24 protein-coding genes are annotated in these 24,500 nt (G+C 67.7%); 11 read left to right on the top strand and 13 right to left on the bottom strand.

All coding sequences use genetic code 11. From position 1 onward, the window contains the following. Nucleotides 1-103: 103 nt before the first annotated feature. The 5 genes from ACAM51_RS15035 to ACAM51_RS15015 form a co-directional block, all read right to left on the bottom strand. Entirely contained in the window at nt 104-1,309 is a 1,206-nt protein-coding gene (locus ACAM51_RS15035; protein ID WP_218339177.1) for an ABC transporter substrate-binding protein, read from the bottom strand. 74 nt (nt 1,310-1,383) lie between these two features. Next, nucleotides 1,384-1,968 (bottom strand): amino acid synthesis family protein, encoded by a 585-nt coding sequence (locus ACAM51_RS15030; protein ID WP_218296584.1) that lies wholly within the window; start codon nt 1,966-1,968, stop codon nt 1,384-1,386. Between the two features lie 48 nt (nt 1,969-2,016). Next, nucleotides 2,017-2,658, bottom strand: a complete 642-nt coding sequence (locus tag ACAM51_RS15025) for an amino acid synthesis family protein (RefSeq protein WP_218296583.1) — start codon at nt 2,656-2,658, stop codon at nt 2,017-2,019. A 21-nt stretch (nt 2,659-2,679) separates the two neighbouring features. Continuing rightward, entirely contained in the window at nt 2,680-3,606 is a 927-nt protein-coding gene (locus ACAM51_RS15020; RefSeq protein ID WP_218296582.1) for a UPF0280 family protein, read from the bottom strand. 11 nt (nt 3,607-3,617) lie between these two features. After that, nucleotides 3,618-5,267 (bottom strand): 6-hydroxynicotinate reductase, encoded by a 1,650-nt coding sequence (locus tag ACAM51_RS15015; RefSeq protein WP_218339180.1) that lies wholly within the window; start codon nt 5,265-5,267, stop codon nt 3,618-3,620. Nucleotides 5,268-5,441: 174 nt separating this feature from the next. On the opposite strand from ACAM51_RS15015, the gene fdxA reads away from it, so the two are divergent. From fdxA to ACAM51_RS14995, 4 genes are all read left to right on the top strand, one after another. Then, nucleotides 5,442-5,771 (top strand): ferredoxin FdxA, encoded by a 330-nt coding sequence (gene fdxA / locus ACAM51_RS15010; RefSeq protein ID WP_218296580.1) that lies wholly within the window; start codon nt 5,442-5,444, stop codon nt 5,769-5,771. Between the two features lie 65 nt (nt 5,772-5,836). After that, complete coding sequence (locus ACAM51_RS15005) at nt 5,837-6,613, top strand: ferredoxin--NADP reductase (RefSeq protein ID WP_218296579.1); 777 nt, start codon at nt 5,837-5,839, stop codon at nt 6,611-6,613. Nucleotides 6,614-6,659: 46 nt separating this feature from the next. Continuing rightward, entirely contained in the window at nt 6,660-7,382 is a 723-nt protein-coding gene (locus ACAM51_RS15000) for a TetR/AcrR family transcriptional regulator (protein WP_369641083.1), read from the top strand. A gap of 64 nt (nt 7,383-7,446) precedes the next feature. Further along, complete coding sequence (locus ACAM51_RS14995) at nt 7,447-8,634, top strand: amidohydrolase family protein (protein ID WP_369641082.1); 1,188 nt, start codon at nt 7,447-7,449, stop codon at nt 8,632-8,634. A 63-nt stretch (nt 8,635-8,697) separates the two neighbouring features. Here ACAM51_RS14995 and ACAM51_RS14990 read toward each other — a convergent pair whose 3' ends face one another. After that, nucleotides 8,698-9,519 (bottom strand): glycine zipper 2TM domain-containing protein, encoded by an 822-nt coding sequence (locus ACAM51_RS14990; RefSeq protein ID WP_369641081.1) that lies wholly within the window; start codon nt 9,517-9,519, stop codon nt 8,698-8,700. Between the two features lie 268 nt (nt 9,520-9,787). On the opposite strand from ACAM51_RS14990, the gene ACAM51_RS14985 reads away from it, so the two are divergent. Then, the gene (locus tag ACAM51_RS14985) at nt 9,788-10,699 is read left to right on the top strand and encodes a DUF72 domain-containing protein (RefSeq protein ID WP_369641080.1); all 912 of its coding nucleotides are present in this window, start codon (nt 9,788-9,790) and stop codon (nt 10,697-10,699) included. Between the two features lie 41 nt (nt 10,700-10,740). Here ACAM51_RS14985 and ACAM51_RS14980 read toward each other — a convergent pair whose 3' ends face one another. Further along, complete coding sequence (locus ACAM51_RS14980; protein WP_369641079.1) at nt 10,741-11,667, bottom strand: YihY/virulence factor BrkB family protein; 927 nt, start codon at nt 11,665-11,667, stop codon at nt 10,741-10,743. Nucleotides 11,668-11,794: 127 nt separating this feature from the next. On the opposite strand from ACAM51_RS14980, the gene ACAM51_RS14975 reads away from it, so the two are divergent. The 4 genes from ACAM51_RS14975 (at nt 11,795) to ACAM51_RS14960 (ending at nt 16,609) form a co-directional block, all read left to right on the top strand. Continuing rightward, a complete protein-coding gene (locus tag ACAM51_RS14975) occupies nt 11,795-12,607 on the top strand; it encodes an IclR family transcriptional regulator (RefSeq protein ID WP_369641078.1) in 813 nt (270 codons plus the stop codon). 222 nt (nt 12,608-12,829) lie between these two features. Further along, nucleotides 12,830-13,603, top strand: coding sequence for an SDR family oxidoreductase (locus tag ACAM51_RS14970; protein WP_369641077.1), 774 nt, complete (start codon nt 12,830-12,832; stop codon nt 13,601-13,603). A 40-nt stretch (nt 13,604-13,643) separates the two neighbouring features. Continuing rightward, a complete protein-coding gene (locus ACAM51_RS14965; protein WP_218296572.1) occupies nt 13,644-14,870 on the top strand; it encodes an acyl-CoA dehydrogenase family protein in 1,227 nt (408 codons plus the stop codon). A 41-nt stretch (nt 14,871-14,911) separates the two neighbouring features. Continuing rightward, a complete protein-coding gene (locus tag ACAM51_RS14960; protein ID WP_369641076.1) occupies nt 14,912-16,609 on the top strand; it encodes a long-chain fatty acid--CoA ligase in 1,698 nt (565 codons plus the stop codon). 185 nt (nt 16,610-16,794) lie between these two features. Here the strand turns inward: ACAM51_RS14960 and ACAM51_RS14955 are convergent, their stop codons facing one another. The 5 genes from ACAM51_RS14955 to ACAM51_RS14935 form a co-directional block, all read right to left on the bottom strand. Further along, entirely contained in the window at nt 16,795-17,973 is a 1,179-nt protein-coding gene (locus tag ACAM51_RS14955) for an ABC transporter substrate-binding protein (RefSeq protein WP_369641075.1), read from the bottom strand. Between the two features lie 113 nt (nt 17,974-18,086). Next, nucleotides 18,087-18,794, bottom strand: coding sequence for an ABC transporter ATP-binding protein (locus tag ACAM51_RS14950; protein WP_218296569.1), 708 nt, complete (start codon nt 18,792-18,794; stop codon nt 18,087-18,089). Then, nucleotides 18,781-19,545 (bottom strand): ABC transporter ATP-binding protein, encoded by a 765-nt coding sequence (locus ACAM51_RS14945; protein WP_218296568.1) that lies wholly within the window; start codon nt 19,543-19,545, stop codon nt 18,781-18,783. Before ACAM51_RS14945 ends, ACAM51_RS14950 begins: the two co-directional genes overlap by 14 nt. Next, a complete protein-coding gene (locus ACAM51_RS14940) occupies nt 19,538-20,521 on the bottom strand; it encodes a branched-chain amino acid ABC transporter permease (RefSeq protein ID WP_218339186.1) in 984 nt (327 codons plus the stop codon). The genes ACAM51_RS14945 and ACAM51_RS14940 overlap by 8 nt, the downstream gene beginning before the upstream one ends. A 1-nt stretch (nt 20,522) precedes the next feature. After that, nucleotides 20,523-21,386, bottom strand: coding sequence for a branched-chain amino acid ABC transporter permease (locus ACAM51_RS14935; RefSeq protein WP_218296566.1), 864 nt, complete (start codon nt 21,384-21,386; stop codon nt 20,523-20,525). Nucleotides 21,387-21,810: 424 nt separating this feature from the next. Here ACAM51_RS14935 and ACAM51_RS14930 point away from each other — a divergent pair, with 424 nt between their 5' ends. Together ACAM51_RS14930 and ACAM51_RS14925 are read left to right on the top strand one after the other, a co-directional pair. Beyond that, complete coding sequence (locus ACAM51_RS14930) at nt 21,811-22,953, top strand: serine hydrolase domain-containing protein (RefSeq protein ID WP_369641074.1); 1,143 nt, start codon at nt 21,811-21,813, stop codon at nt 22,951-22,953. Between the two features lie 56 nt (nt 22,954-23,009). After that, nucleotides 23,010-23,573 carry a shikimate kinase gene (locus ACAM51_RS14925; protein ID WP_369641073.1) on the top strand — a complete coding sequence of 188 codons (564 nt, stop codon included), beginning with the start codon at nt 23,010-23,012 and terminating at the stop codon, nt 23,571-23,573. Between the two features lie 91 nt (nt 23,574-23,664). Here the strand turns inward: ACAM51_RS14925 and ACAM51_RS14920 are convergent, their stop codons facing one another. Beyond that, on the bottom strand, nt 23,665-24,375 hold the full coding sequence (locus ACAM51_RS14920; protein WP_369641072.1) for a glycosyltransferase family 2 protein: 711 nt from the start codon (nt 24,373-24,375) through the stop codon (nt 23,665-23,667). Nucleotides 24,376-24,500: the final 125 nt, after the last annotated feature.

Below are 24,500 nucleotides of genomic sequence, written 5' to 3'. Positions count from 1 at the left end.
GGCAGCCGAGCAAGGGCCGCCCCGCAGCGGGGGCGGCGCCCCCTTCCCGCGCACAGCACGGCAGAAGGGGGAAGACGCGAAGCGTCTCAGGGAGGGTTGCGACTCAATCCGCGGGGCGCATCTTCTTGACTTCGTCGTTGCTGGGCTGCACCTTGCTGCCGTCCACGTAGCGGTAGTTCACCATCACGCCCTTGCCGCCCTCGTTCTTGGTGCGGCCCACGTAGCCGCCCATGGTCGACTGGTTGTCTTCGGCCCGGTAGACGATGGGGCCGAAGGGTGTGGGCACCTGCAGGCCCTTGAACGCGGCCACGAGCTTTTCGGTGTCGGTGGAGCCGGCTTTCTTCATGCCCTCGGCCAGCGACTTGATGGCGCTGTAGCCCACGATGGAGCCCAGGCGCGGGTAGTCGTTGAACTTGCCCTGGTAGGCCGTCTGGAAGGCCTTGTGCTCCGGCGTCTGGATGCCGTACCAGGGATATCCCGTGACGATCCAGCCGTTGGGCGCCTCGTCCTTGAGCGGGTCCATGTACTCCGGTTCGCCCGTCAGCAGGCTGACCACCTCACGGTCCTTGAACAGGCCCCGCGTGTTGCCTTCGCGCACGAACTTGGAGAGGTCGGCACCGAAAAGCACGTTGAAGATCGCATCGGGCTTGGCATCGGCCAGGGCCTGCACCACGCTGCCCGAGTCGACCTTGCCCAGCGGCGGCGCCTGCTCGACGACGAATTCCACATCGGGCTGGGCCGCCTTGAGCAGCTGCTTGAAGGTGGCCACGGCCGACTGGCCGTATTCGTAGTTGGGGTAGACCAGCGCCCAGCGCTTCTTCTTCAGGGCGACGGCCTCGGGCACCATCATCGACACCTGCATGTACGTGGAGGGGCGCAGGCGGTAGGTGTAGCGGTTGCCGTTTTGCCACACGATCTTGTCGGTCAGCGGCTCGCCGGCCAGGAAGAAGAATTTCTTTTGCTTGGCGAAGTCCGTCAGCGCAAGCCCCACGTGCGACAGGAAGGACCCCGTGAGCACATCGACCTTCTCGCGGGACACCAGCTCCTCGGCGGCCCGGACCGCGTCGCCGGGGTTGCCGTTGTCATCGCGGATGACCAGCTGGACCTTCTTGCCTAGCACGCCGCCCGCGGCATTGATCTCGTCAACGGCCAGCTCCATGCCTTTCTTGTAGGGCTCCAGGAAGGCGGGCTGCGCCTTGTAGCTGTTGATCTCGCCAATCTTGATGACATCCTGGGCGTGCACAGGGGCCAGCGTGATGGCCAGCGCGGCCGCAGCCGTGGCGCGCATGAGGTTTCGTCGCATCGTCATGGGGAAACTCCTGAAAGGTGGGTTGGGGTGACAGGGGGGATGGTGGTGGGTGATGGTAGTGCCGGGGACCGCGCTCAGCGCAGCCCGTCCGTACCCTGGATTTCGGACGCCTTGAGGCCGCCCACGCGGGGCAGCGGCCGGCCGCCGTCCGTCACGACGACGGCGACGACGATTTCGTTGGCCCGCGGCGCGTCGGCCACGCGGGCCTCCATGGCGTCGAAATGGCTGCGCACGTAGGCCGCGTCCTTGTGGCCCAGGGGCACGTCGATGGCCGTGCCCAGGCCACCGATCTTCTTGCTCGACGGCACCAGCGCGGCGCCTTTTTCCACCGCCACGCGCAGCGGGGCGCCCAGCTTGGGGTGCAGGATGGCGGCAGCGTGCTCCAGTTCTCCCGCCTCGCCCACGATGGCTGCCTTGCCATAGCTCTGCGCCTGGCCCGGCTCGATGCCCAGCGCGGCGACGCAGCGGGCGCCCAGCAGGGCCCCCAGCTCCTCGCCGATGGCCACCAGCTCGTCGAGGTTCTCGACATAGCGGCCCGCAAAGGGGTTGTCGATCACGGCCATGGCGAGGGCCTTGCGCACGGGGGGCTGCACGTCGCGCCCCATCTCCACGCGGACTTCATCCGTCTGGACAATGATTTTCCGGATCTTGGCTGGCATGTGTTGCTCCTTGGTTTTCTTGTGGGCGCGGCAGCGGGCCTGGCGCCTTCAGCGCAGGCCGTCCCATTGGCTGATGTCGGCGGCCTTGAGCCCGCCGACGCGGGCATGGATGCGCGCGCCCGTGGTCATGGCGAGGATGAAGACGATTTCATCGGACGCGGGCGCTCCGGGAACGCGCACCTCGATGGCATCGAAGTGGCTGCGCACGTAGCTGGCGTTGATGTGGGTGAGCGGAACATCCAGCGCCGCGCCGGGGCCCCCGACCTTCTTGGTGGAAGGCACGATGGACAGGGCATTGGCGGGCTGCCCGGTCTTCTTTTCCGCCTGGCCCTTGGCATAGGCGTTGCGGTCGCCCTTCCAGCCCAGCAGCTCGCGCATGGCATAGCCGCCGGGCACGTGCCACAGCGCGCCATGCTCCAGCTCGCCGGCGGCCCCGACGATGGCGCCCTTGCCGTAGGTCGCGATGCGCTCGGCGGGCACGGCCATGGCCTTGAGCAGCCGCTGGGCCATGTCCAGCCCCACATCCTGCAGGGCGTCCATCATCGGGAGGATGTCCGGCTCATACCGGCCGGAATAGGGGTTTGTCAGCACCGCGCCGATGGCGCCGCGCAGCAGCGGCACATCGGCCACGGGCCCGAATTCATGCCGGACTTCCTCGAGATGGGTGAAAACACGTCGTATCTGGATCATTTTGGAAACCTGTGCAATTCGTTAAGCAAATACCGAACCAACTTCTGCCTGCGGCGCCATTTCCACCGGCAGCGCCATGCCATCCGCCGCTGGCTGCGCCGCCGCGGTGGCCACGAACTGGCCCTGGCAGGCGAGCAGGGCGAACCACAGCAGGCCCTGTGCCTGCAATTCTTGCGCCTTTTGCAGCCCCTGCCCCAGCGCGCGATGCACGAGCCCGGCAGGCAATGGCGGAACATCCACTGTGACAGGAATGGCACCCAGATCGCTGTCATCGCGGACCCGCCATGCCGGCATGCGCAGGATGCGTTCGTCATCCACATTGACGGCATTGGCCACGATCGTGGCCGCGGCGTCGGCCTCGGCCGCGGTGCGGGCCAGCACCGTGACGCTGTCGGCAATGCCCAGCGAGTGGCTGCGCCCGCGCCAGCCGCTGGTGGCCACACCGCGCACGGGCATGGCGCTGTCGATGCGAATCTTTCCGTCCAGGACCAGCCCGTGGCGCCATTGCGCGGCGTCCAGCGCGGCGATGTCGGAATACACCCCCACGGTGGCCGACTGCCCGGGGGCCAGGTGCAGCGCGATGTCTCCGCCATTGTTGACCCAGGCCCGCCCAATGCCGTCCTGGGCATAGCACCCGAGGATCTCCTGCGCCACCGACCCCGCGACCGCAGCCATTGCGGTGATGAAGCCTGCGCGGTACGGCCTGCAGGCCGTCCACATGCGGCGCGCAACCACACCGCGCAGAGGACAGGCGCCCCCCTCCACCGGCGCGCGCAGGGCTGGCAGCTCGTCCACCAGTTCCTGCAGCAGACCCTCGAAACGCGCCCAGGCACGCTCATGGGCCCGGGCCACGGCATCGGCTGCGCCCTCCGCCTGGATGACGAGATCCATGGGCCCGTGCTGGAAATGCCAGCGGCCGTCGGACAGGGGATTGCGGCAGGCTTGCATGGCGGTGCCGCTCAGCCCAGCAGGGGCGGGCGCCCCAGCGGCCAGGGGTTGGCGGACGGCAGCGTCTGCCATGCCAGCGCCTGGGGCGCGCCGTCGTTGTGCCACGCGCCGTGCTCCAGCACCTCGCGCAGGCTGCGGATCTGCCCGGCATGGCCGCCCAGTGCTTCGTAGTCGGTGCGGCGCATGCTGAATTCGATGGGCGCCACGATGGCGGGCGTGGGCACGGTGCCAAAGCTGTTGTCGGGCATGCGCAGCACATCGGCCATCACGGTGATGCCGCCACCGGGCCACACATAGGCCGGCGCGCCGCCGCAGGTCACATTGACCAGCGCATTCTTGATGGAGCGGGTGAGCAGCACGGGGTTCTCGGTGACGCCGGCACGCAGGCTGCCGCCCGCGCCGCCGAGGAAAAGCACCGAAGCCAGCGAGGGCTCGCAGTTCTCGCCGATGCGGTCCACGATGCGGCGCACTTCGGAAGGCATCTGCGCCTCCACCGGGTTCAGCTGCCCGTCCAGCACATACCAGCAGGCATGCTCGCCCGTGGTGGATGTCATAAGCAGGCGCAGGCCGGGCCATGCCACCTCGGGGTCCCAGCCTTCGATGATGGCCAGCGGGTCGGCGATGTCGGTGCCGCCCCAGCCCGTTCCCGGATTCGCCACCTGGAAATAGCGCCCCGGCGTGGACTTTCTCCCGCGCATCTGGATGCCAGAGGACTTCATGTCCAGGCAGCGCCCAGCCTGGTGCTCGGTCAACACGCCCGTGATGTGGTCGTCCACCACCACCACCTCATCCGCATGGCCGAAAAACTGGCGCGCGAAGATGCCGATGGCGGCCGAGCCGCAGCCCACGCGCATGCGCTGCTCGGCCACGCCGTTGACGATGGGCGCGCGCCCGGCCTGGATCACGAGCTGCGAGCCGCCGTCGATGGTGAACTCCACGGCCTGCTTGTTGCCCAGCAGCTGCATCATCTCGGCGGTGACGCGGCCTTCCTTCTTGGTGCCGCCGGTCAGGTGGTGCACGCCGCCGAGCGACAGCATCTGCGAGCCGTATTCCGCCGTGGTCACGTGGCCCACCACCTCGCCCTTGCAGCGCACATTGGCCTGCTCGGAGCCGAGGAAGCGGTCGGTGTCGATCTTCACCTTGAAGCTGCAGTAGCTGAAGATGCCTTCGGTGACCACGGTCACCATGTCCACGCCCTGCACCTGGGAGCCCACGATGAACGGCGCGGGTTTGTAGTCAGGATAGGTGGTGGACGAACCCACGCCCGTCACGAAGACCTCTTCGCTCAGCAGCAGGTCGCCCGACCAGGGCGCGGGCGGTGTGCAAGGCGCGCTCCCCGCATCGCTTGCGGCGGCATCCGCACCGCTCTGCTGCGCGGCCTGGGCCCGCGCCGCGAACGGCACCAGCGTGGCCTCGCCGGCCTCCAGGGTCTTGCGCAGCACCACCACCGGGTCCAGCCGCACCAGCACCCCGGCGTGGTTGGCGTAGCGGTCGCACGCCCCCGCGCGGCCCTCGGAAATCTGGCACAGCACCGGGCACGCATTGCACTCGACCTTGGCCGCGTTCATGCGCTCATTGCGGGGCCGGGCGCGCTCGAGCACCTGCGGCAGATCCGGCGCATCCATGCCCGGAAGCCCATCGGTCTTGGTGTGTTCAGTCATCGTGCGGCCCATTCATTGCATCTTTTCAAATGCTTGTACGCTCAGTGCATTTTGTGTAGCATTCACTTAACTTAAATGTTGTGATCACTACATTTATCGCGAATGTAGCGTAATCATTCATGGTCCGCAATGGTGTTTTCGCACCCCCCGAAAAGGTGCATGAGGAGCCCCAATATGACGCACGTTGTCACTGACGCATGCATTCGGTGCAAGTACACCGATTGCGTCGACGTATGCCCGGTCGACTGCTTCAAGGAAGGGCCGCAATTCCTGGTGATCGATCCCGACGAGTGCATCGATTGCGCGGTGTGCATTCCCGAATGCCCGGCCAATGCCATCTACGCGGACACGGACCTGCCGGCGGAGTTCGCTGCCTTCCTGGAATTCAACAAAAACCTGGCCCCGGGCCTGCCCACAATCACCAAAAGAAAGCCTCCACTTCCAGATGCGGAACAATGGAGGGTTGTGAGCCACAAGCTTTCCGGCCTGGATATCGCGTTCTGACGCGCTCCGGGAGCGGACTTCAGCCAGTTTTCCCTGTTTTCTTCAACTTTCCCGACCCAAGCACCATGAGCGCCTTTCTCGAAGAACGCGTCCTGACGGTCCACCACTGGACAGACCGACTTTTCTCCTTCACCACCACGCGCGACACCGCCCTGCGCTTTTCCAACGGCCATTTCACGATGATCGGCCTGCGCGGGGAAAACGGCAAACCCCTGCTGCGCGCGTACAGTATCGTGAGCCCCAACTACGAGGAACACCTGGAGTTCCTGTCCATCAAGGTGCCCGACGGCCCGCTGACCTCGCGCCTGCAGCACATCAAGGTGGGCGACCACATCGTGGTGGGCAAGAAGCCCACCGGCACCCTGCTGATCGACTACCTCCTGCCCGCCAAGCGGCTGTACATGTTCTCCACGGGCACGGGCGTGGCGCCATTCCTGAGCCTGATCCGGGACCCCGAAACGTACGAGAAGTTCGAGGAAGTCATCCTGGTGCACGGCGTGCGCGAGGTGAAGGAGCTGGCCTATCACGACTACATCACGCAGGAACTGCCGCAGCACGAGTTCCTGGGCGAGATCGTGAGCAAGCAGCTCAAGTACTACCCCACCGTCACCCGCGAGCCATTCAAGCACCAGGGCCGCGTGACCACCGTGATCGAGAACGGCCAGCTGGCGCGCGACCTGGGCCTGCCGGCGCTGAACCCTGCGGAAGACCGCGTGATGATCTGCGGCAGCCCCGAAATGCTGCGCGACCTCAAGCACATGATGGAAGAGCGCGGCTTCAAGGAAGGTAACACCACGAAGCCCGGCGACTTCGTGATCGAACGCGCCTTCGCGGAGCAGTGACCCCCGGCCGGCCCCGCGGGGCCGGCCCTTCTCACCTGGATCATCCATGTCTGCCACACCCACCAAGACCCGGACGGCGTCCACCCGCTCCCCTTCCACCCGAAAGACGGGGGTGCGCGAACTGGCGGCGCAGACCACGCGCGACAACATCCTGAAAGCAGCGACCAAGGTGTTTGCGCGCTATGGCTACGAAGGTGGCAGCGTGGAGAAGATCTCCAAGGCCGCCAAGTCGTTCGACCGGATGATCTACTACTACTTCGGCAGCAAGGAAGGCCTGTTCATCGAGGTGCTGGAAGAGATCTACCGGCGCATGAACGACGCGGAATCCAAGCTGAACCTCGACGTGGACAACCCCGGCGAGGCCTTGCAGGCGGTGATCCGTTTCGTGGTGGGCTACTACCGCAAGCACCCCGAGTTCGTCACCCTGCTCAACACGGAGAACCTGCACAAGGGCAAGCACATCTCCAAGTCGATGCGCGCCCGCGAATATTCGTCGCCGGCCATCGAGGTGATCCGCCGCGTACTGGAAAGCGGCCAGGCCCAGGGGGCCTTCCGCCAGGATGTCTCGGCGCGCGACGTCTACCTGCTGATCGCGGCCACCGGCTATTTCTACATGTCCAACCGGCACACGCTGTCGGCCTTCCTGGGCGAGAACCTCGAGGCGCCCGAGGCCCTTGCGCACTGGGAGTCCTTTGTCATCGACAGCGTGCTGCGCACCGTCGCACCCGGCCCCAGCCTGCCCCAGGGCCAGACGGCCCGGCGCGCCTAGGCAGGCAGCCATTTCCCGCGCGGCCCGCCCGGGCCGCGCCCAACATCCCCACGAGGAGCATCCCATGGCAGAAGCAGCAGCCGGCGGCAAGTCGGGCAAGGTCGTCATCAAGAACATCGGTCTTTTGTTGTCGGGCGACCTGGACCGCCCCATCCTCGATGCCGACACCATCGTCGTCAACGACGGACTCATCGTGGCCGTGGGCCGCGAAAAGGATTGCGACACCGAACACGCGCAGACCATGATCGACGCGCGCAAGACCTGCGTCGCCCCCGGCCTGATCGACAGCCACGTGCACCCCGTCTTTGGCGACTGGACGCCGCGCCAGAACCAGATCGGCTGGATCGACTCCACCATGAACGGCGGCGTGACCACCATGGTCTCGGCCGGCGAAGTGCACCTGCCGGGCCGCCCCAAGGACATCGTGGGGCTCAAGGCACTGGCCATCACCGCGCAGCGCTCGTTCGACAATTTCCGCCCCGGCGGCGTGAAGGTGATCGCGGGCGCCCCCGTCATCGAGAAGGGCATGACCGAGCAGGACTTCAAGGACCTGGCCGACGCGGGCGTGACGCTGCTGGGCGAGGTGGGCCTGGGCTCCGTCAAGGCCGGCTACGAAGCCCAGCAGATGGTGGCCTGGGCACGCAAGCACGGCATCCAGAGCACCATCCACACGGGAGGACCCTCCATTCCGGGCTCGGGCCTCATCGACAAGGACGTTGTGCTGGAGGCCGATGCGGATGTGATCGGCCACATCAATGGCGGCCACACCTCCCTGCCCTGGAAGCATGTGTGCGAGCTGTGCGAGAAGTCCTCGCGCGCCATCGAGCTGGTGCACAACGGCAACGAGAAGATCGCCATCCAGGCCGCGCGCGCGGCCATCGAGCTCAAGTGCCCGCACCGCGTGATCCTGGGCACCGACGGCCCGGCCGGCTCGGGCGTGCAGCCGCTGGGCATGCTGCGCATGATCGCCCTGATCTCCAGCTTCGCCGACATTCCCGCCGAGCTGGTGTTCTGCTTTGCCACGGGCAACACGGCGCGCATCCGCAACCTGAACTGCGGGCTGATCGAGCCGGGCCGCGCGGCGGACTTCGTGTTCATGGACCGCGCGCAGCACACCGCCGGCGCCACGCTGCTCGAAAGCGTGCAGCTGGGCGACATCCCGGGCATCGGCATGGTGATGATCGACGGCCTGGTGCGCTGCGGCCGCAGCCGCAACACGCCGCCTGCGACTGAAATCCCCGTGGTGCTGTAGCACCCCCAGCCCATGAAAAAGCCCGCTGGCAGCGGGCTTTTTTTGCATTGGGAACGAGGTGGATCAATATGTGTCCGCCACGCGCACGGCGCCGGGCTGCGGGCGTGGATAGGGCTCTGCCGCCCGCGTGGCGGCACCGTCGTCCACGCGGAAGCCCTTGCCCTGCAGCACCACGGGCGTGCCCACGGCCGGGGGCTGCGCGCGCGTGAAACGCCGCACGGAGCCATCTTCCATGCGCACGGCGATCTGGTAGACCGTCTGCGTGCGCGTGCGCTCTTCGACCTTGTGGCCGACATAGCCACCGCCCACGGCACCCAGCACGGTGGCCGCCGTGCGGCCCGAGCCCTTGCCCACCTGGTTGCCCACCACCGCCCCCAGCACCCCGCCCGCGACCGCCCCCACGCCGGTGGCGGGTGCCGCCTGCTGCACGGCCTGGACGGACTCGACACGGCCACAGGTGGTGCACACAGGTGCCTGCGCAGCGGTGCGCAGCGGTTGTTGTTGTTGTTGTTGTTGTTGCTGCTGCTGTTGCGGCTGCCGGGACGGCTCGGCATACCCCTGCGCCAAGGCCGGCGGCTGGTTGGCCGCGCTGTGGATGGCAACGTTCCTGTTGCCCACGGGCGGTGGCGCCTGGTAGGACTGCGGGGGCGTGGCAGCCCCTGGCGCACCATTGGCGGGCTGCGCGGCAGCGGCCAGCGGCGGCGCGTCGGCCGCGGACGGCCCCGCGTTCTGCACCACCAGGGTCGTACCCAGCGCGACCACGCTCACGCCGAGCACCCCGATGGCCGCCCACAGCCACTTGAGGGAGGGCGCCGCGCCGAAGGCCCCCACGGGCGCGGCGGCCAGGGAGCGGGTGGTATTGGAAGGTGAAACGATGAGGCTCATGGCTGTTCTCCGAAAGGTCCAGATGGTTCTGGACGGGTGGCTGCCAGCGTACCCGGCAGTACCGGGAATCCGGGCGTAGCCTCTGTAAAGGACGTAAGAACCTGTTTACACATTTTTCTCTGCGCTGCAGCGGCAGGGCGGCACGTAGCCCCTGCGAACTCCCGGCGCCAAAGGGTGGCAAGCACCCGGGTTGTGCCCGCGCAAACGGCCGCCTATGCTGGCCATCGGCCCGTGCGCCGCGCGGATGCGGAAAGAAAGGAGGCTCACGATGGCGATGGCTGCGGCACAGATCCGCATCGGGATATCCGGCTGGCGCTATCCGCCCTGGCGCGGCAGCTTCTACCCCCCGGGCCTCACCCAGGCGCGGGAGCTGGAATTCGCGTCGCGGCAGTTCCCCAGCATCGAGCTCAACGGCTCCTTCTATGCGCTGCAGCGCCCGTCCAGCTATGGGCGCTGGGCCGCCGACACCCCCGAGGGCTTCGTCTTCACGGTGAAGGCCCCGCGGTACATCACCCACGTCCTGCGGCTGCGCGACGCCCGCGCGGCTATCGCGAACTTCATGGCGTCGGGGCCGCTGGCCCTGGGCTGCAAGCTCGGGCCCATCCTGTGGCAGCTGCCGCCAAGCCTGGCTTTCGAGGAAGCACTGCTCGATGCCTTCCTGGGCCACCTGCCGCACGACACCGAGGCCGCAGCCCGCCTTGCCCATGAACGCGAGGACCGCATGCGGGGCAAGGAATGGCTGGGCCCCGTGGCCCCGATGCGGATGCGCCACGCCCTCGAGGTACGCCACGCGAGCTTCTGCCAGCCGGCGACGGTGGCGCTGCTGCGCCGCCACGGTGTGGCGCTCGTGGTGGCGGACACGGCGGGCCGCTGGCCCGAGGTGGGCGATGTGACGGCGGACTTCATGTACCTGCGCCTGCACGGCGCCCAGGAGCTGTACGCGAGCGGCTACAGCGATGCGCAGCTGGCGGCCTGGGCCGGGCGCATCCGCGCGTGGGCCGCCGGCGGCGTGCCGCCCGACGTGCGGCTGCTCTGCGCAGAAGACGCCGGCCCCGCCGCCATGGCCGCGCGCAATGTGTTCTGCTTCTTCGACAACACCATGAAGACCCATGCGCCCGGGAACGCGCTGACGCTCGCCCGCACGCTGGGCCTGGACGCCCAGCTGCACATTTCCGCCTGAGCGCGCGGGGAAGGCACCTTCGGCACCGCCGGCCTCAGGCCTTACTGCGGCACGTGCAGGCGCCCCCGCTGCGCGGGCAAGGCGCCCAGCTCCTGGAACGCCCGGGCGCAGCTCGCGGAAAACAAGAGGACGGCGGACGAGAAGTAGATCCACATCAGCAGCACCACCAGCGACCCGGCCGCGCCATAGGCCGACACCACGGCTGCGGTGGACAGGTACCAGGCCAGCAGCTGCTTGCCCACCGTGAACAGCGTGGCGCCCACCACGGCCCCGGCCATGATGCAGCGTGCGGGCGGCTTGGCCCCCGCGCCGATGCGCATCAGGCCCACGAACAACGCCACGGCAAAGCCGAAGGCGACGGCTTCGTTGACGACCTGCATGACGGGCGCGAGCGGCGCGAACGACAGGTGCGCCCCGGCCCAGCCCGCCAGCAGGTGGATCAGCGTGGACAGGGCCAGCGACACCAGCAGCAGGAACCCCAGCGCCAACACATAGGCCAGCCCCCGCAGGCGCAGCGAGGCCATGCGCCACCAGGCCGCCCGCTGCGGCACCGGCCCGCCGCCGCGCCAGAGATGCTCCAGCGCCGACTGCAGTTCCACGAACACCCCGGTGGCCCCCGACACCAGCACCACAAAACCCACCAGGGAAGCCAGCCGCCCTTCGCTGGGAGCCTGCGCGCTGGCCAGCGCCTGCCGCACCACGTCGGCCACCTGCTGGCCCATCACCGCCTGCACCTGCGCGATGAGATTGCTCTCCAGATAGCTGCGGTCCATCCACCAGCCCAGCACGCCCACCAGCAGCAGCAGCAGGGGCGCGAGGCTGAGCATGCCGTAGAACGACATGGCCGCGCTCATGCGCAGCCCGTCGGCATCCAGCCACATCTGGGCCGCGCGCCAGAAGGGCTGCAGCAGCCGCCAAAGGGCTTGAAAAGGCAGGAGGAGGTGTTGGACTGTCGGGCGCACGTTCATCGCCACAGCCTAAGGCCGCAAGGCCGTTGCGTCCATGCGCGGATCACCGCTGTGCAGGTAGGTGCGCTCCCACAGCGGCCGCCCGGCGCCAGGCAGTCCCCTGGAACCGCATCGCCATAATGCGCCCATGCCGCCGCCCCGCCCTGCCCACACTCCCCGCGCGCCCCTGGCGCGGCCTCCCCAGGACCGGCACTTCGTGACGGCGCTGGCCCGGGGCCTGGAGGTGCTGGCCTGCTTTCGCGCGGGCGACAAGCTCCTGGGCAACCAGGAGATCGCGCAACGCTGCCGCCTGCCCAAATCCACCGTGTCGCGCCTGACCGCCACCCTCACCCGGCTGGGCTACCTCATCCACGTTGAGGCCTGCGGCAAGTACCGCCTGGGCACCGCCACGCTGTCGCTGGGCAGTTCGATGCTGGTGCGCCTGGACGTGCGCCAGGTCGCGCGCCCGCTGATGCAGGAACTGGCCGACTTCGCGGGCGCCGAGGTGTCGATGGGCACCCGGGACCGCCTGTCGATGATCTATGTCGAGAACTGCCGCAGCGCGGCCCTGCACACGCTCAGCCTGGACGTGGGCTCGCGCATCTCGCTGGCCACGTCCGCCATGGGGCGCGCCTGGCTCGCCGCCGTGCCGCCCAAGGAGCGCAGCGCGGTGCTGGCCCAGATCCAGGGCCGCGACGAAACCGCGTGGCCGCAGGTGCAGCTGGGCATCGACCAGGCGCTGCAGGACTACCGCAGCCTGTCCGTGGCAACGTCGTTCGGTGACTGGCAGAAGAACGTCAATGCGATCGCCCGCGGGTTTCAGCCGGGGGGCGGGCTGCCGCCCATGGTGATCAACTGCGGCGGGCCCGCGTTCAATGTCCCGCAGGATTTCCTGCTCGATGCGGTGAGGCCGCGGCTGATAGAGATCGTGGCCCGCATCGAGACCGCGGTCTACCGCTGAAGACCGCGCTGGCGGGCCTTCGCGGGCACGCACCGAGTTTCGCAGGTGACAGCTCGCGTTTTACATCGGGTGCGGCCCCGACTAGCATGAAGTGCAGTTGCGGGTTCCGCGCCGCGAGCGCGGTGCCCCGCACCTTTCCCCATCCCACGGCAGCGCGATGCCCGGGCGCCCTGTCGCCTTCGAGCCCGCGCGCTCCACGCACTTCCAACGAAAGCCCTTCTCATGAGCGTCAAGCAACTCTTCGATCTCACCGGCCAGGTCGCCCTGGTCACCGGCGGCTCGCGCGGCCTGGGCCTGCAGATGGCCGAGGCCCTGGGCGAGATGGGCGCCAGGCTCGCTATCACAGCCCGCAAGGCCGATGAGCTGGCCGAAGCGAAAAAGCACCTGGAAGGCCTGGGCTGCGAGGTGTTGACCGTGGTCAACGACCTGCAGAAGACCGGGGACATCCCCGGCCTGGTGGACCAGGTGGTGGAGCGCTTTGGCACCATCGACATCCTCGTCAACAACGCGGGTGCCACCTGGGGCGCCAAGGCCGAGGACCACCCCGACGCCGCCTGGCACAAGGTGATGGACCTCAATGTGAACGCGCCCTTCTTCCTCTCGCGCGAGGTGGGCAAGCGCTGCATGATTCCGCGCGGCAAGGGCAACATCATCGTGACGGCCTCGGTGGCCGGCATCAAGGGCACGCCGCCGGGCATGAACACCATTGCCTACAACACCTCCAAGGCCGCGGCGATCCACTTCGCGCGCACGCTGGCCTCCGAATGGGGGCACTACGGCATCCGCATCAACGCCATCTGCCCCGGATTCTTCCCGAGCAAGATGGCCAGCGGCCTCATCGACAAGCTGGGCCCGGCCATGATCGAGCGCACCCCGCTGCGCCGCATCGGCGGCGAAGAGGACCTCAAGGGCGCCGTGGTGTTCCTCGCCTCCGAGGCCTCGCGCCACATCACAGGCCACGCGATCGTGGTGGACGGCGGCGCCAGCCTGATCTGACACCGCGCCATTCCCTGCCCTTTGCGGAAAGCACCCCTTCATGGATTTCACCTACTCCCCCAAGGTCGTCGACCTGCAGCAGCGCCTGACGGCGTTCATGGAAGAACACATCTACCCCGCCGAACCGGTGTACCACCACGAGGTGGCCGCAAACCGCAAGGCCGGCAACGCCTGGCAGCCCACCCAGGTGATGGAGGACCTCAAGGCCAAGGCCCGGGCCGCCAACCTCTGGAACCTGTTCCTGCCCGAATCCAACCTGGGCGCGGGCCTGACCAACCTGGAATACGCGCCCCTGTGCGAAATCATGGGCCGCTCGCACATCGCGCCCGAGGCCTTCAACTGCTCGGCGCCCGACACCGGCAACATGGAAACGCTGGCGCGCTATGCCACGCCCGAGCAGCAGCAGCGCTGGCTGCTGCCGCTGCTCGACGGCCGGATCCGCTCGGCCTTCGCCATGACCGAGCCCGACGTGGCCTCCTCGGACGCCACCAACATCGAAGCCCGCATCGTGCGCGACGGCGACCACTACGTCATCAACGGCCGCAAGTGGTGGACCTCGGGCGCGCCCGATCCGCGCTGCGAGATCCTGATCTTCATGGGCAAGACCGACCCCGATCATGCCAGCCGGCACCAGCAGCAGTCGATGATCCTCGTGCCCATGGACACGCCCGGCGTGACCATGGAACGCGCGCTGCCCGTGTTCGGCTACGACCATGCGCCGCACGGCCATGGCGAGGTGAGCTTCGTGAACGTGCGCGTGCCCGTGGCCAACATCCTGCTGGGCGAGGGCCGTGGCTTCGAGATCGCCCAGGGCCGCCTGGGCCCCGGGCGCATCCACCACTGCATGCGCCTCATCGGCGTGGCCGAGCGCGCGCTGGAGCTGATGTGCCAGCGCGCCCTGGGCCGCACGGCGTTTGGCCGCAAGGTGGCCGACCAGGGCGTCACGCGCGAGCGCATCGCCAACGCGCGCATCCTGATCGACCAGGCGCGCTTCCTGGTGCTCAATGCCGCGCAGATGATGGACACCGTGGGCAACAAGGTCGCCCGCAAGGAGATCGCGATGATCAAGGTGGCCGCGCCCAGCATGGCCTGCCAGGTGATCGACTGGGCCATGCAGGTGCATGGCGGCGGCGGGGTGAGCGATGATTTCCCGCTCGCGGCCGCCTATGCCCAGGCACGTACCTTGCGGTTTGCCGACGGCCCCGACGAAGTGCACCGCAATGCCATCGCCAAGGACGAGCTGGCACGCCATCTGAAACGCGGCTGACCGCCCCGCCGCCGAACCACGCCTTCAGGAGCCCGCCCCGCATGTCCGACCGCCACCTTGCCCACTGGCCCCCGGGGCTGTCCCGCCACCTCACGCTGCCGCAGACCAACCTGTTCCACAACGCCGAGGTTTCGGCGGCGCGCTACCCGGACAAGCCCTTCCTGGTGTTCTACGACACGCTGGTGACGTTCCGGCAGTTCCAGCAGGAGGCCGAGCACATCGCGGGTTTCCTGCAGCAGCGGTGCGGCGTGAAGGCCGGCGACCGGGTGCTGCTGTACATGCAGAACAGCCCGCAGTGGATCCTGGCGTTCTACGGCATCCTGCGCGCCAATGCCGTGGTGGTGCCGGTGAACCCCATGAACCTCACCGACGAGCTGCGCCACTATGTGCACGACAGCGGGGCCACCGTGGCCTTCCTGCCGCAGGACCTGCATGCGCAGGCGCAGCCGCTGGTGGGCGGGGCGCAGGGTGGCGCCGGCCTGGAGCACCTGATCGTCGCGGCCTACAGCGACTACCTGCAGGTGCCCACCGACCTGCCCGTGCCCGCGTTCGTCTGCGCGCCGCGCGAGGCCATCGCCGCCCCGGGCGTGACACTCTGGAGCGACATGCTGGCGCAGCGGCTCGCGCCCGGACCGCTGACCGCCGGGCCCGATGACCTGTGCGTGATGCCCTACACCTCGGGCACCACCGGCCACCCCAAGGGTTGCATGCACACGCACCGCAGCGCCATGAGCACGCTGGTGGGCGGCGCGCAGTGGTTCTCGCGCACGCAGGATGCGACCTATCTGGCCGTGCTGCCGCTCTTTCACGTCACGGGAATGTCGGGCAGCATGAACGGGCCGCTGTTCGTGGGCGCCACCGTGGTGGTGCTGCCGCGCTGGGACCGCGACGCCACGGCCCGGCTCATGCAGCGCTACCGCATCAGCATCTGGCAGGCCATCTCCACCATGGTGGTGGACTTCCTGGCCAACCCGCGCATCGGCGACTACGACATCTCCAGCCTGCAGGCCATCCGGGGCGGTGGCGCGGCCATGCCCAAGGCGGTGGCGCAGCGCCTCAAGGAGCTGACGGGGCTGGACTACGTGGAGGGCTACGGCATGTCCGAAACCATGGCGGCCACGCACATCAACCCGCCGCACCGGCCCAAGCCGCAATGCCTGGGCATCCCGGTGTTCGACGTGGATGCGCGCGTGGTCGACCCCGCGACGTTCGCCGAACTGCCGCCGGGCGAGACCGGCGAGATCGTGGTGCACGGACCGCAGGTCATGGTGGGCTACTGGAACAACCCGCAGGCCACGGCCGACAGCTTCATCACCCTGGAGGGCAAGCGCTTCCTGCGCACCGGCGACCTGGCGCAGGTGGACGAGGACGGCTACTTCTTCATGGTGGACCGCTTGAAGCGCATGATCAACGCATCGGGCTTCAAGGTCTGGCCCGCCGAGGTCGAGGCCATGATGTACGCCCACCCCGCCATCCAGGAGGTGTGCGTGATCGCCGCGCACGACGAACGCCGGGGCGAGACCGTGAAGGCGGTGGTCGTGCTGCGCGACGCCTTCAAGGGCCAGGTGAGCGCGCAGGACATCATCGACTGGAGCCACGACCACATGGCCGCCTACAAGAGCCCGCGCCTTGTGCAGTTCGTGGACAGCCTGCCCAAGTCGGGCACGGGCAAGGTCCAGTGGCGCGAGCTGCAGGAACAGGAGCGCAGCGCACCTCCCGGGGCGGGTCGGCGCGCCTGACGCTTCACTTTTTATAGCGCCTTGCGCTTTACAGTCAGGCGCCAGCGGCCAAAATAACTGCAAATCCAGGAGTCAGCCCGTGCCGGGGCAGCGCGCGGTGCACGGCAGGATCCCTTGCAAAAAAAGGCCTGCCCCTTCTCCGTGGCAGGCCCTGCGTGGCGTGGCGGTCCAGGGCCCGCGCCGACCTACTTGGCCAGCGCGTCCAGCCGGATCTCCTTGACCTTGCCGCCTTCCACGATGGCCACGCGGGTGTTGGCCGTGGAGCCGCCGCGCTCGTTCACGCCGTCCATCTCGTGCGGGTTGTTTTCGGTGGGCAATGACTTGAAGGCCTTGTCCAGCTGCGCGCGGATCGCGGCGGCGTCGGTGGTGCTGCCCGCGAGCTTCATCGCCAGCGCGGTGGCGTGCACGGTGGTGTAGTTGAGCGAGACCTCGGAACTCGGGTCGCGGCCGGGGTGAGTCTTGCGAAAGCGCTCCACGAAGGCCTTGGTCACCGGCGAGCTGTCCTCCACCACGGGCAGCACGCCGATCGATCCCTCCAGGGGGCCGTAGCCGCCGGTGATCTTGCCGATCTCGTCCATCTTGGCCTGGTCGATGATCACGAAGCCCCCCTTGAAGCCCAGCTCGCGCGCCTGCTTGATCACCAGGCCCGTGGGCTCGGACGCGCCGCCGATGAAGAGCACATCGGGCTTGGAGGCGAGCACCCGGCTCACGCCGCTGTAGAAGTCCGTCGCGCGGTTGTAGGACATGGGGTTCTCGGCCACCACCTTGCCGCCCGCGGCTTCCCACGCGGGCTTGAAGGCGGCTGTCCAGGCCTTGGCGTAGTCGTGGTCGGCATTGGCGATGGCCACGTTCTTGCCGTACTTGCCCATGGCGTGGTTCACGAAGGGCTTCACGTAGGACGTGAACTCGGGCGGGATGCGCAGCGTGAGCTTGTTGTTGCGCTCGGTGATCTGCGGCACGCTGGTGTACGAGAGCAGCAGGACCTTCTGCGCCTCGTTGGTGGCCATCACCGCGAAGCTGCCGCCCGAATGCGGCACCAGCACCGCGGGAGCCTTGTGCTCCTGCACCAGGCGCTGGGTATTGATGGCGGTTTCACTGGGGTTGTACTTGTCGTCCAGCGCGACGATCTCGAGCCTGACCTTCTGGCCGGCCACCTCCAGGCCCTTGGCGTTGATCTCCTGCACCGCCATCTCCATGCCGCTGAGCACGTTCTTGCCGTACAGCGCGGCGCCGCCGCTCAAGGGGCCCGAGTAGCCGATCTTCACGACCTGCTGGGCGAAGGCGGTGCCGGTGGCACCCAGCAGTGTGGCCACCGCGAAGGCGCTGGCACCGAGTCGAAGGATGGTCTTGCGTTTCGTGATCATGCTGATGTCTCCTTGGGGTTTCTGAAAAAGCGGCTCTTGCGAGTCAGGGTCGTCAAACAGGTGGCACTACCGTCGCACGCGCGCGGCGCCGCGGGGGGGCTGCTCCTCATCTCCTATGCGCCGATGTAGGCCCGGCGCACGGCCTCGTTGTTCATGAGGCTGTCGCGGTCGCCCTCCATCACGATGCGGCCGCTCTCGATGACGTAGGCGCGGTGCGCGATCTTGAGCGCCGCGAACGCGTTCTGCTCGGCCAGCAGCACCGTGGTTCCGGCCTGGTTGATGCGCTGGATGACCTCGAAGGTCTGTTTGATGACCAGCGGCGCCAGGCCCAGCGAGGGCTCGTCGAGCAGCAGCACCTTGGGCCGGCCCATCATGGCGCGGCCGATGGCCACCATCTGCTGCTGGCCGCCGCTGAGCGAGCCCGCGGGGTCGTCCTTCTTCTCGGCCAGGATGGGAAACAGCGCGAACACCTCGTCCAGCACCTTCCTGCTGCCCGCCGTGTCGCCCCGGTGCACGTAGGCGCCCAGCATCAGGTTCTTGAGCACCGACATGCCGGGGAACAGCTTGCGCCCCTCGGGGCACTGCACCACGCCGTGCTGCACGATCTGAGAGGGCTTCATGCCCGCCAGCTCCCTGTCGCCATAGCGGATGCTGCCGCCGGCGGCCTTGTGGATGCCGCTGATGGTCAGGAAGATCGAGCTCTTGCCCGCGCCGTTGGCGCCCAGCAGCACCACCAGCTCGCCCTGCCGGGCATGCAGGCTCACGCCATTGAGCGCCTGGAAGCTGCCGTATTTGAGCGAGAGGTTGTCAAGCTGCAGCATGCTCGCTCCCCAGGTAGGCGTCGATGACGGCCGGGTTCGCGCGGATCTCGGCGGGGGTGCCCTCGGCGATCTTCTCGCCGTAGTTCAGCACCATGATCTTGTCGGCCAGGCTCATGATCATGTTCATCTTGTGTTCGATCAGGCACACGGTGAGGCCATGGGCCACCATCTTGCGGATGAGCTGGGCCAGGCCTTCGGTCTCGTCGGGGTTCACGCCGCCGGCGGGCTCGTCCAGCAGCACCAGGCGCGGCCCGGTGGACAGCGCCAGCGCGAAGGCCACGCGCTTGCGCTCCTCCTGCGAGATGTCGCCCGCCATGCGGTTTTCCAGGTGCGCGAGGCCCACGAAATCGAGCGCCTCGCGCGCCTTCTCGCGGCAGATGCGCTCTTCCTCGCGCAGGCGGCTGGAATTGCACAGCACGTCGAGCAGGCCCGAGCGCGTGCGCAGGCGGTGGCCCACGATGAGGTTGTCCAGCACCGAGGCCATGTCAAAGAGCGCCGTGGTCTGGAAGGTGCGCGCCACGCCCAGGCGCGCCACCTCGTCGGTGCGCAGCGAGGTCACGTCGCGCCCCTCCAGCGTGATGGTGCCCGAGCTGGGCCGGTGCATTCCGCTGATGAGGTTGAAGAACGTCGTCTTGCCGGCACCGTTGGGGCCGATGATCGCGTTGATCCTGCCGGCCTCGATGGTGGTGCTGACGTTGTTGACGGCGGCCAGGCCGCCGAAGCGCTTGGTGAGGTGTTCGATCTTAAGCACGGTCGCCTCCTGCGGGCGGTGTGGCGGACGGCCGGGTGGCGCGGCGTGCCTTCCAGCCCAGGTAGGTGCCCACGATGCCGTGCGGCACGAAGATCACCAGCAGCACGAGGATGGGACCGAAGACAAGGAAGCGGTACTCCTGCAGGAACTGCAGGTACTGCGTGAGCCAGGGCATGGCGAGCGCGCCCAGCAACGGGCCCAGCAGCGTCCCCAGCCCCCCGATGAGCATGTACATGGTCATGTCGAAGGTGTGCTCCACCCCCGCCACGCCGGGCCCGATGAAGCGCACATAGCCCGCATACAGCCCCCCCGCGATACCCGCGTAGAACACCGACAGCATGAACGCCAGCACCTTGTTGCGCATGAGGTTGATGCCCAGCGACTCAGCCAGCTCGTCGCTGTTGCGGATGGCCATGAAGGTGCGCCCGAGCAGCGAGTTGACGATACGGCGCATGGCCCACATGCCCACCACCAGCCAGAAGAAGGCCAGGTAGTACAGCGCCAGCGGCGTGTCGAACCGCAGCCCCCCGATGGGCGACGGGGCGGGGATGCCGATGATGCCCACCGTGCCATGGGTGAGCCCTTCCCATTTCTCGATCACGAGGAACATGATGTAGCCCACGCACAGCGTGAAGATCGAGAAGTAGTGCCCCTTGAGCCGCAGCGACAGGACGCCGATGAAGAAGCCCAGCACGGTGGTGACCACGCCCGAGAGCGCGAACGCCACCCAGAACGGCACCTGGTGGTCCACCGTGAGGATGCCCACCGTGTAGGCGCCCACCGCCATGAAGCCGCTGTGCGCCAGGTTGAACTGCCCCGTGTAGCCCGTGATGAGGTTCAGGCCGATGGTGGCGATCGCAAAGATGTAGGCGGTGCCCATCACCGTGAGGTGGTAGTCATTGCCCACGAACAGGGGAAACGCCAGCCCGGCGGCCAGCAGCAGGGCCCAGCCCCATTTGCCTTCCAGGAATGCCATGTCAGCGCACCCCCTTAGTGAACAGGCCCTGCGGACGCACCGACAGGATGGCCACGAGCAGCACGAAGGCGATGATGTCCTTGTAGTCGGTGGAGATGTAGAACGCCCCGAAGCTCTCGGCAAAGCCGATGATGAGCCCCCCGATGATGGCGCCGGGCACGCTGCCCATGCCCCCCAGGATGATGATCACGAAGGCCTTGGTGATCACGAGGTGCCCCATGGCCGGGTACACGAGGTTGATGGGCGCATACAGCGTGGCGGCCACCGCGGCCAGCGCGCCCGAGATGGCGAAGGTGAGCATGGCCACGCGGTTCGCGTCGATGCCCACCAGCGACGCGCCATCGCGGTTCTGCGCCATGGCGATGATGGTCGAGCCCGTCACCGTCTTCTTGAGGAACAGGTGCAGCACCACCATGAGCACGAAGGCCGCCGCGATGATCAGCAGGCGCTGCACCGGCGCCGTGACTCCGCCCAGGTCGATGATGCCGGTGTACGGCGTCTGCATGCGGTGGAAGTCCGCGCCCCACAGGGCCTGCGCGCCGGCCTCCAGGAACAGCAGCACCCCGATGGCCGCGATCATCGGATGCAGGCCCGAGGCATTGCGCAGCGGGTGGAACACCAGCCGCTCCGACACCACGCCGATCAGCGCCACGGCAAGGGCCGAGCCCGCCATCGCCACCCAGTAGTTGAAGCCCCAGGCCGCCATGAGGTGCCACGACACGAACGCCCCGGCCATGTAGAACGCGCCATGGGCGAAATTGGGCACGTGCAGGATGCCGTACACCAGCGTGAGGCCCAGGGCCACCAGGCTGTAGATGCCGCCCAGCGTGAGGCCGTTGAGCACTTGCTGCAGGAACAGGTCCATCAACCGCCCCTCCCTGCGAGCGGTGCGCGGCCGTGCTGCGCGGGCGGCATGGCCTCGGGGCGTGGGCTCGGGGCGTCCCCGCGGGGGCGTGTCTCCATCGTCGTGCTCCTGGTAGGTTTGCAGACAGGCTGCGGCCATCGGCCCAGCCGCCCCTCATGCCGCACGCGATGCGCCGAAGCGGCGCGATCCCCTTGCGGTCGAGGCCGGGCCAGCTTAATAACGAAGCCCCGGATGCCCAACCTCGTATTCCGCTGTGCAGAACATTTCAGGGTAATCACCCAGCGATTGGCGGGTGCGCCAGTCATCTGCGCGACTTGCCGCCGCGGGATGCCGCAACAGACTGAAACAATCCGTCCACCACCGGCGACGTTCCGACACGCGGAACGTGCACGGGGCCCATTGCCACCACCGTCTCGAGGAACCCATGCACCCAGCCCCCCTGGCACGCCTGTGCCACGTACTTCAAGCCCATGTGGACCAGGGCGTGCTGCCCGGCGCGGTGGCGCTGGTGCACCACCAGGGCCGCACCGTGCTGCACCAGGCGGTGGGCGCACAGCGCCCCGGGGCGGACGCCCCCGCCATGGAGCACGACACGCTTTTTCGCATCTACTCGATGACCAAGCCGATTGCCTCGCTGGTGGCACTGATGCTCATGGAGGAAGGCCGCCTGCTGCTGGCACACCCCGTGTCGCACTACCTGCCCGCGTTTGCCGGGCAGCAGGTGTACGACCCTGCCACCGGCCAGCGGGCACCCGCGCCGCGCGAGGCCACCGTGCACGACCTGCTGCGCCACACCGCCGGCCTCAGCTACGCGTGGGAGGCGGGCCCGGTGCCCGACCTGTACCGCGCTGCCCGCATTGGTTCGCGCCGCCACACCAATGCCGGTCTCGCGGCCGCGCTGGGCCCCCTGCCGCTGGTGCATGCGCCCGGCAGCCGCTGGGAGTACAGCCGCGCCACGGATGTGCTGGGCGCCGTGCTCGAGGTGGTGGAAGGCGCGCCCCTGGGCACCATCCTGCAGCGCCGCGTGTTCGGGCCCCTGGGCATGCACGACACGGGCTTTAGCGTCCCTCCCCGGAACCTGCACCGGCTGGCCGAGCCCTTCGCGCGCGACCCGCAGACGGGTACCGAGGTCGCGCTGATCGACGTGGCCGCCCCGCCCGCGTTTGAATCCGCCGGGGGCGGGCTGGTGTCCACCGCCGCGGACTACGCGCGTTTCCTGCAGCTCCTGCTGGGCCGGGGCACCCTGGAAGGCACGGACGGCCCCGTGCGGCTGGCCAGCCGCGCCACGGTGGATTTCATGACGGCGGACCACCTGGGCGGCATCCCCACGGCCGGCGACGTGCTGCCCCCCGGCTACGGATTCGGGCTGGGCGTGGCGGTGCGCATGGCCACCGGGCTGGCGACGCGCCCCGGCTCGGCGGGGCACTACAGCTGGAGCGGACTGGGCGGCACCTTCTTCCTCGTGGACCCGGCGCAGGACCTGTTCGCCATCCTGCTCACACAGGCCCCGGGACAACTGCGCTACCTGAGCGAGCTGTATCCGGCCCTGGTGTACGCCGCGCTCTGAGCGCCCGCCGCCTTACACTCTGCGTCCAGTTGGGCAGCCATAACAACAGGAAATTTATGCAGATTCGCTGTGCACTGGTCGGTATGCCCGGCTCGGGCAAATCCACCATCGGCCGGCAACTCGCCCACCGGGCGGGTGTTCCATTCGTCGACCTGGACCACCGGCTGGAGCAGACCCTCGGCACCACCATCCGCAGCTTTTTCGAAGCGGAAGGCGAAGCGCGCTTTCGCGATGTCGAGTCCCAGGTCCTGGCCGAGGTGGCGCAGGAGCCTGGCGGCATGGTGCTCTCCACCGGTGGCGGCGCCGTGCTGCGCCCGGCCAACCGGGAGGTGCTGCGCCGCTTCGGCAACGTGCTGTACCTGCGCGCCTCGCCCGAAGAGATCTACCGCCGCGTCAAGCACGACAAGACCCGGCCACTGCTGCAGGTGGGCAACCCCATGGACAAGCTGCGCGAGCTGTACGCGCACCGCGACGGCCTGTACCGCGAAACGGCCCACTTCGTGATCGAGACCGGCCGCCCCACGGTGCACACGCTGGTCAACATGATCATGATGCAGCTGGAGATGGCGGCGGCCAGCGCCAGGGAGTCACCCCCACCCGCCGACGGCCTGCTGCCCTAGAGGGGGGTGGGGTTTCCGATGCCCCGTGCCACCCTCGCCGGGGCTTGCCGGCAAGGCGATTCAACCCGGGCCAATCCAGTCAGAAACTGACTTACCTGAAAAGGTTGTACTTCACTATGCAGTAAAGGGCGCGAACGCCGTCTTTCCATCCGATCTTCTTTCCCTCTTCGTAGGTTCTGCCGAAGTAGGAAATACCGACTTCATATATGCGGCACCGCAATTTCGACACCTTGGCCACAATCTCCGGCTCGAACCCGAACCGGTTTTCCTCGATGTGGATGGACTGGATTATTTCGCGCCGGAAGGCCTTGTAGCAGGACTCCATGTCCGTCAGATTCAGGTTGGTGAATACATTGGAAACCAGTGTCAAGAAGCCATTGCCTACGCGGTGCCAGAAATAAAGGACGCGATGGCAGTTTCCACCGATGAAGCGGGAGCTGAAGACCACGTCGGCCTTGTTCGACAGGATGGGATCGATCAATATCGAATATTCCTGCGGATCGTATTCAAGATCCGCATCCTGGATGACCACGATATCGCCCGTGGCAAGCTTTATTCCAGACCTGAGCGCCGCGCCCTTGCCCTGGTTGGACGGGTGAAGAACGATCCTGTCGATCTTGCCGGCCAGTTCGTTCGCAAGGATCTCCCGGGTTCCATCGGTGGAAAAATCATCGATGACGATGATTTCCTTGGAGGGATAAGGCGCGGCGCGCACCGCATCGATGATGCTGCGGATGGTCTTTTTCTCATTGAAGCAGGGAATGATGACCGTCAGCTTCGTCGAGGAGGGCATGCTTTGCATGGCTGAATCTATTTCTGTAGGCACGTGGCTTGGATGGTGGTGACGATGTGATCCGGGGGCCATGATGCCCGCGCGCGGATCCAAGCACAGACGGCACCCGCCCGATGTCCTGGAAGGGCGGCAGC

Origin of the sequence: Acidovorax sp. A79 (assembly GCF_041154505.1) — a bacterium.
GTDB lineage: Bacteria > Pseudomonadota > Gammaproteobacteria > Burkholderiales > Burkholderiaceae_C > Acidovorax.
Note: the sequence above shows the minus strand (reverse complement) of the source record. Positions and strands in the feature narration are given on the sequence as shown.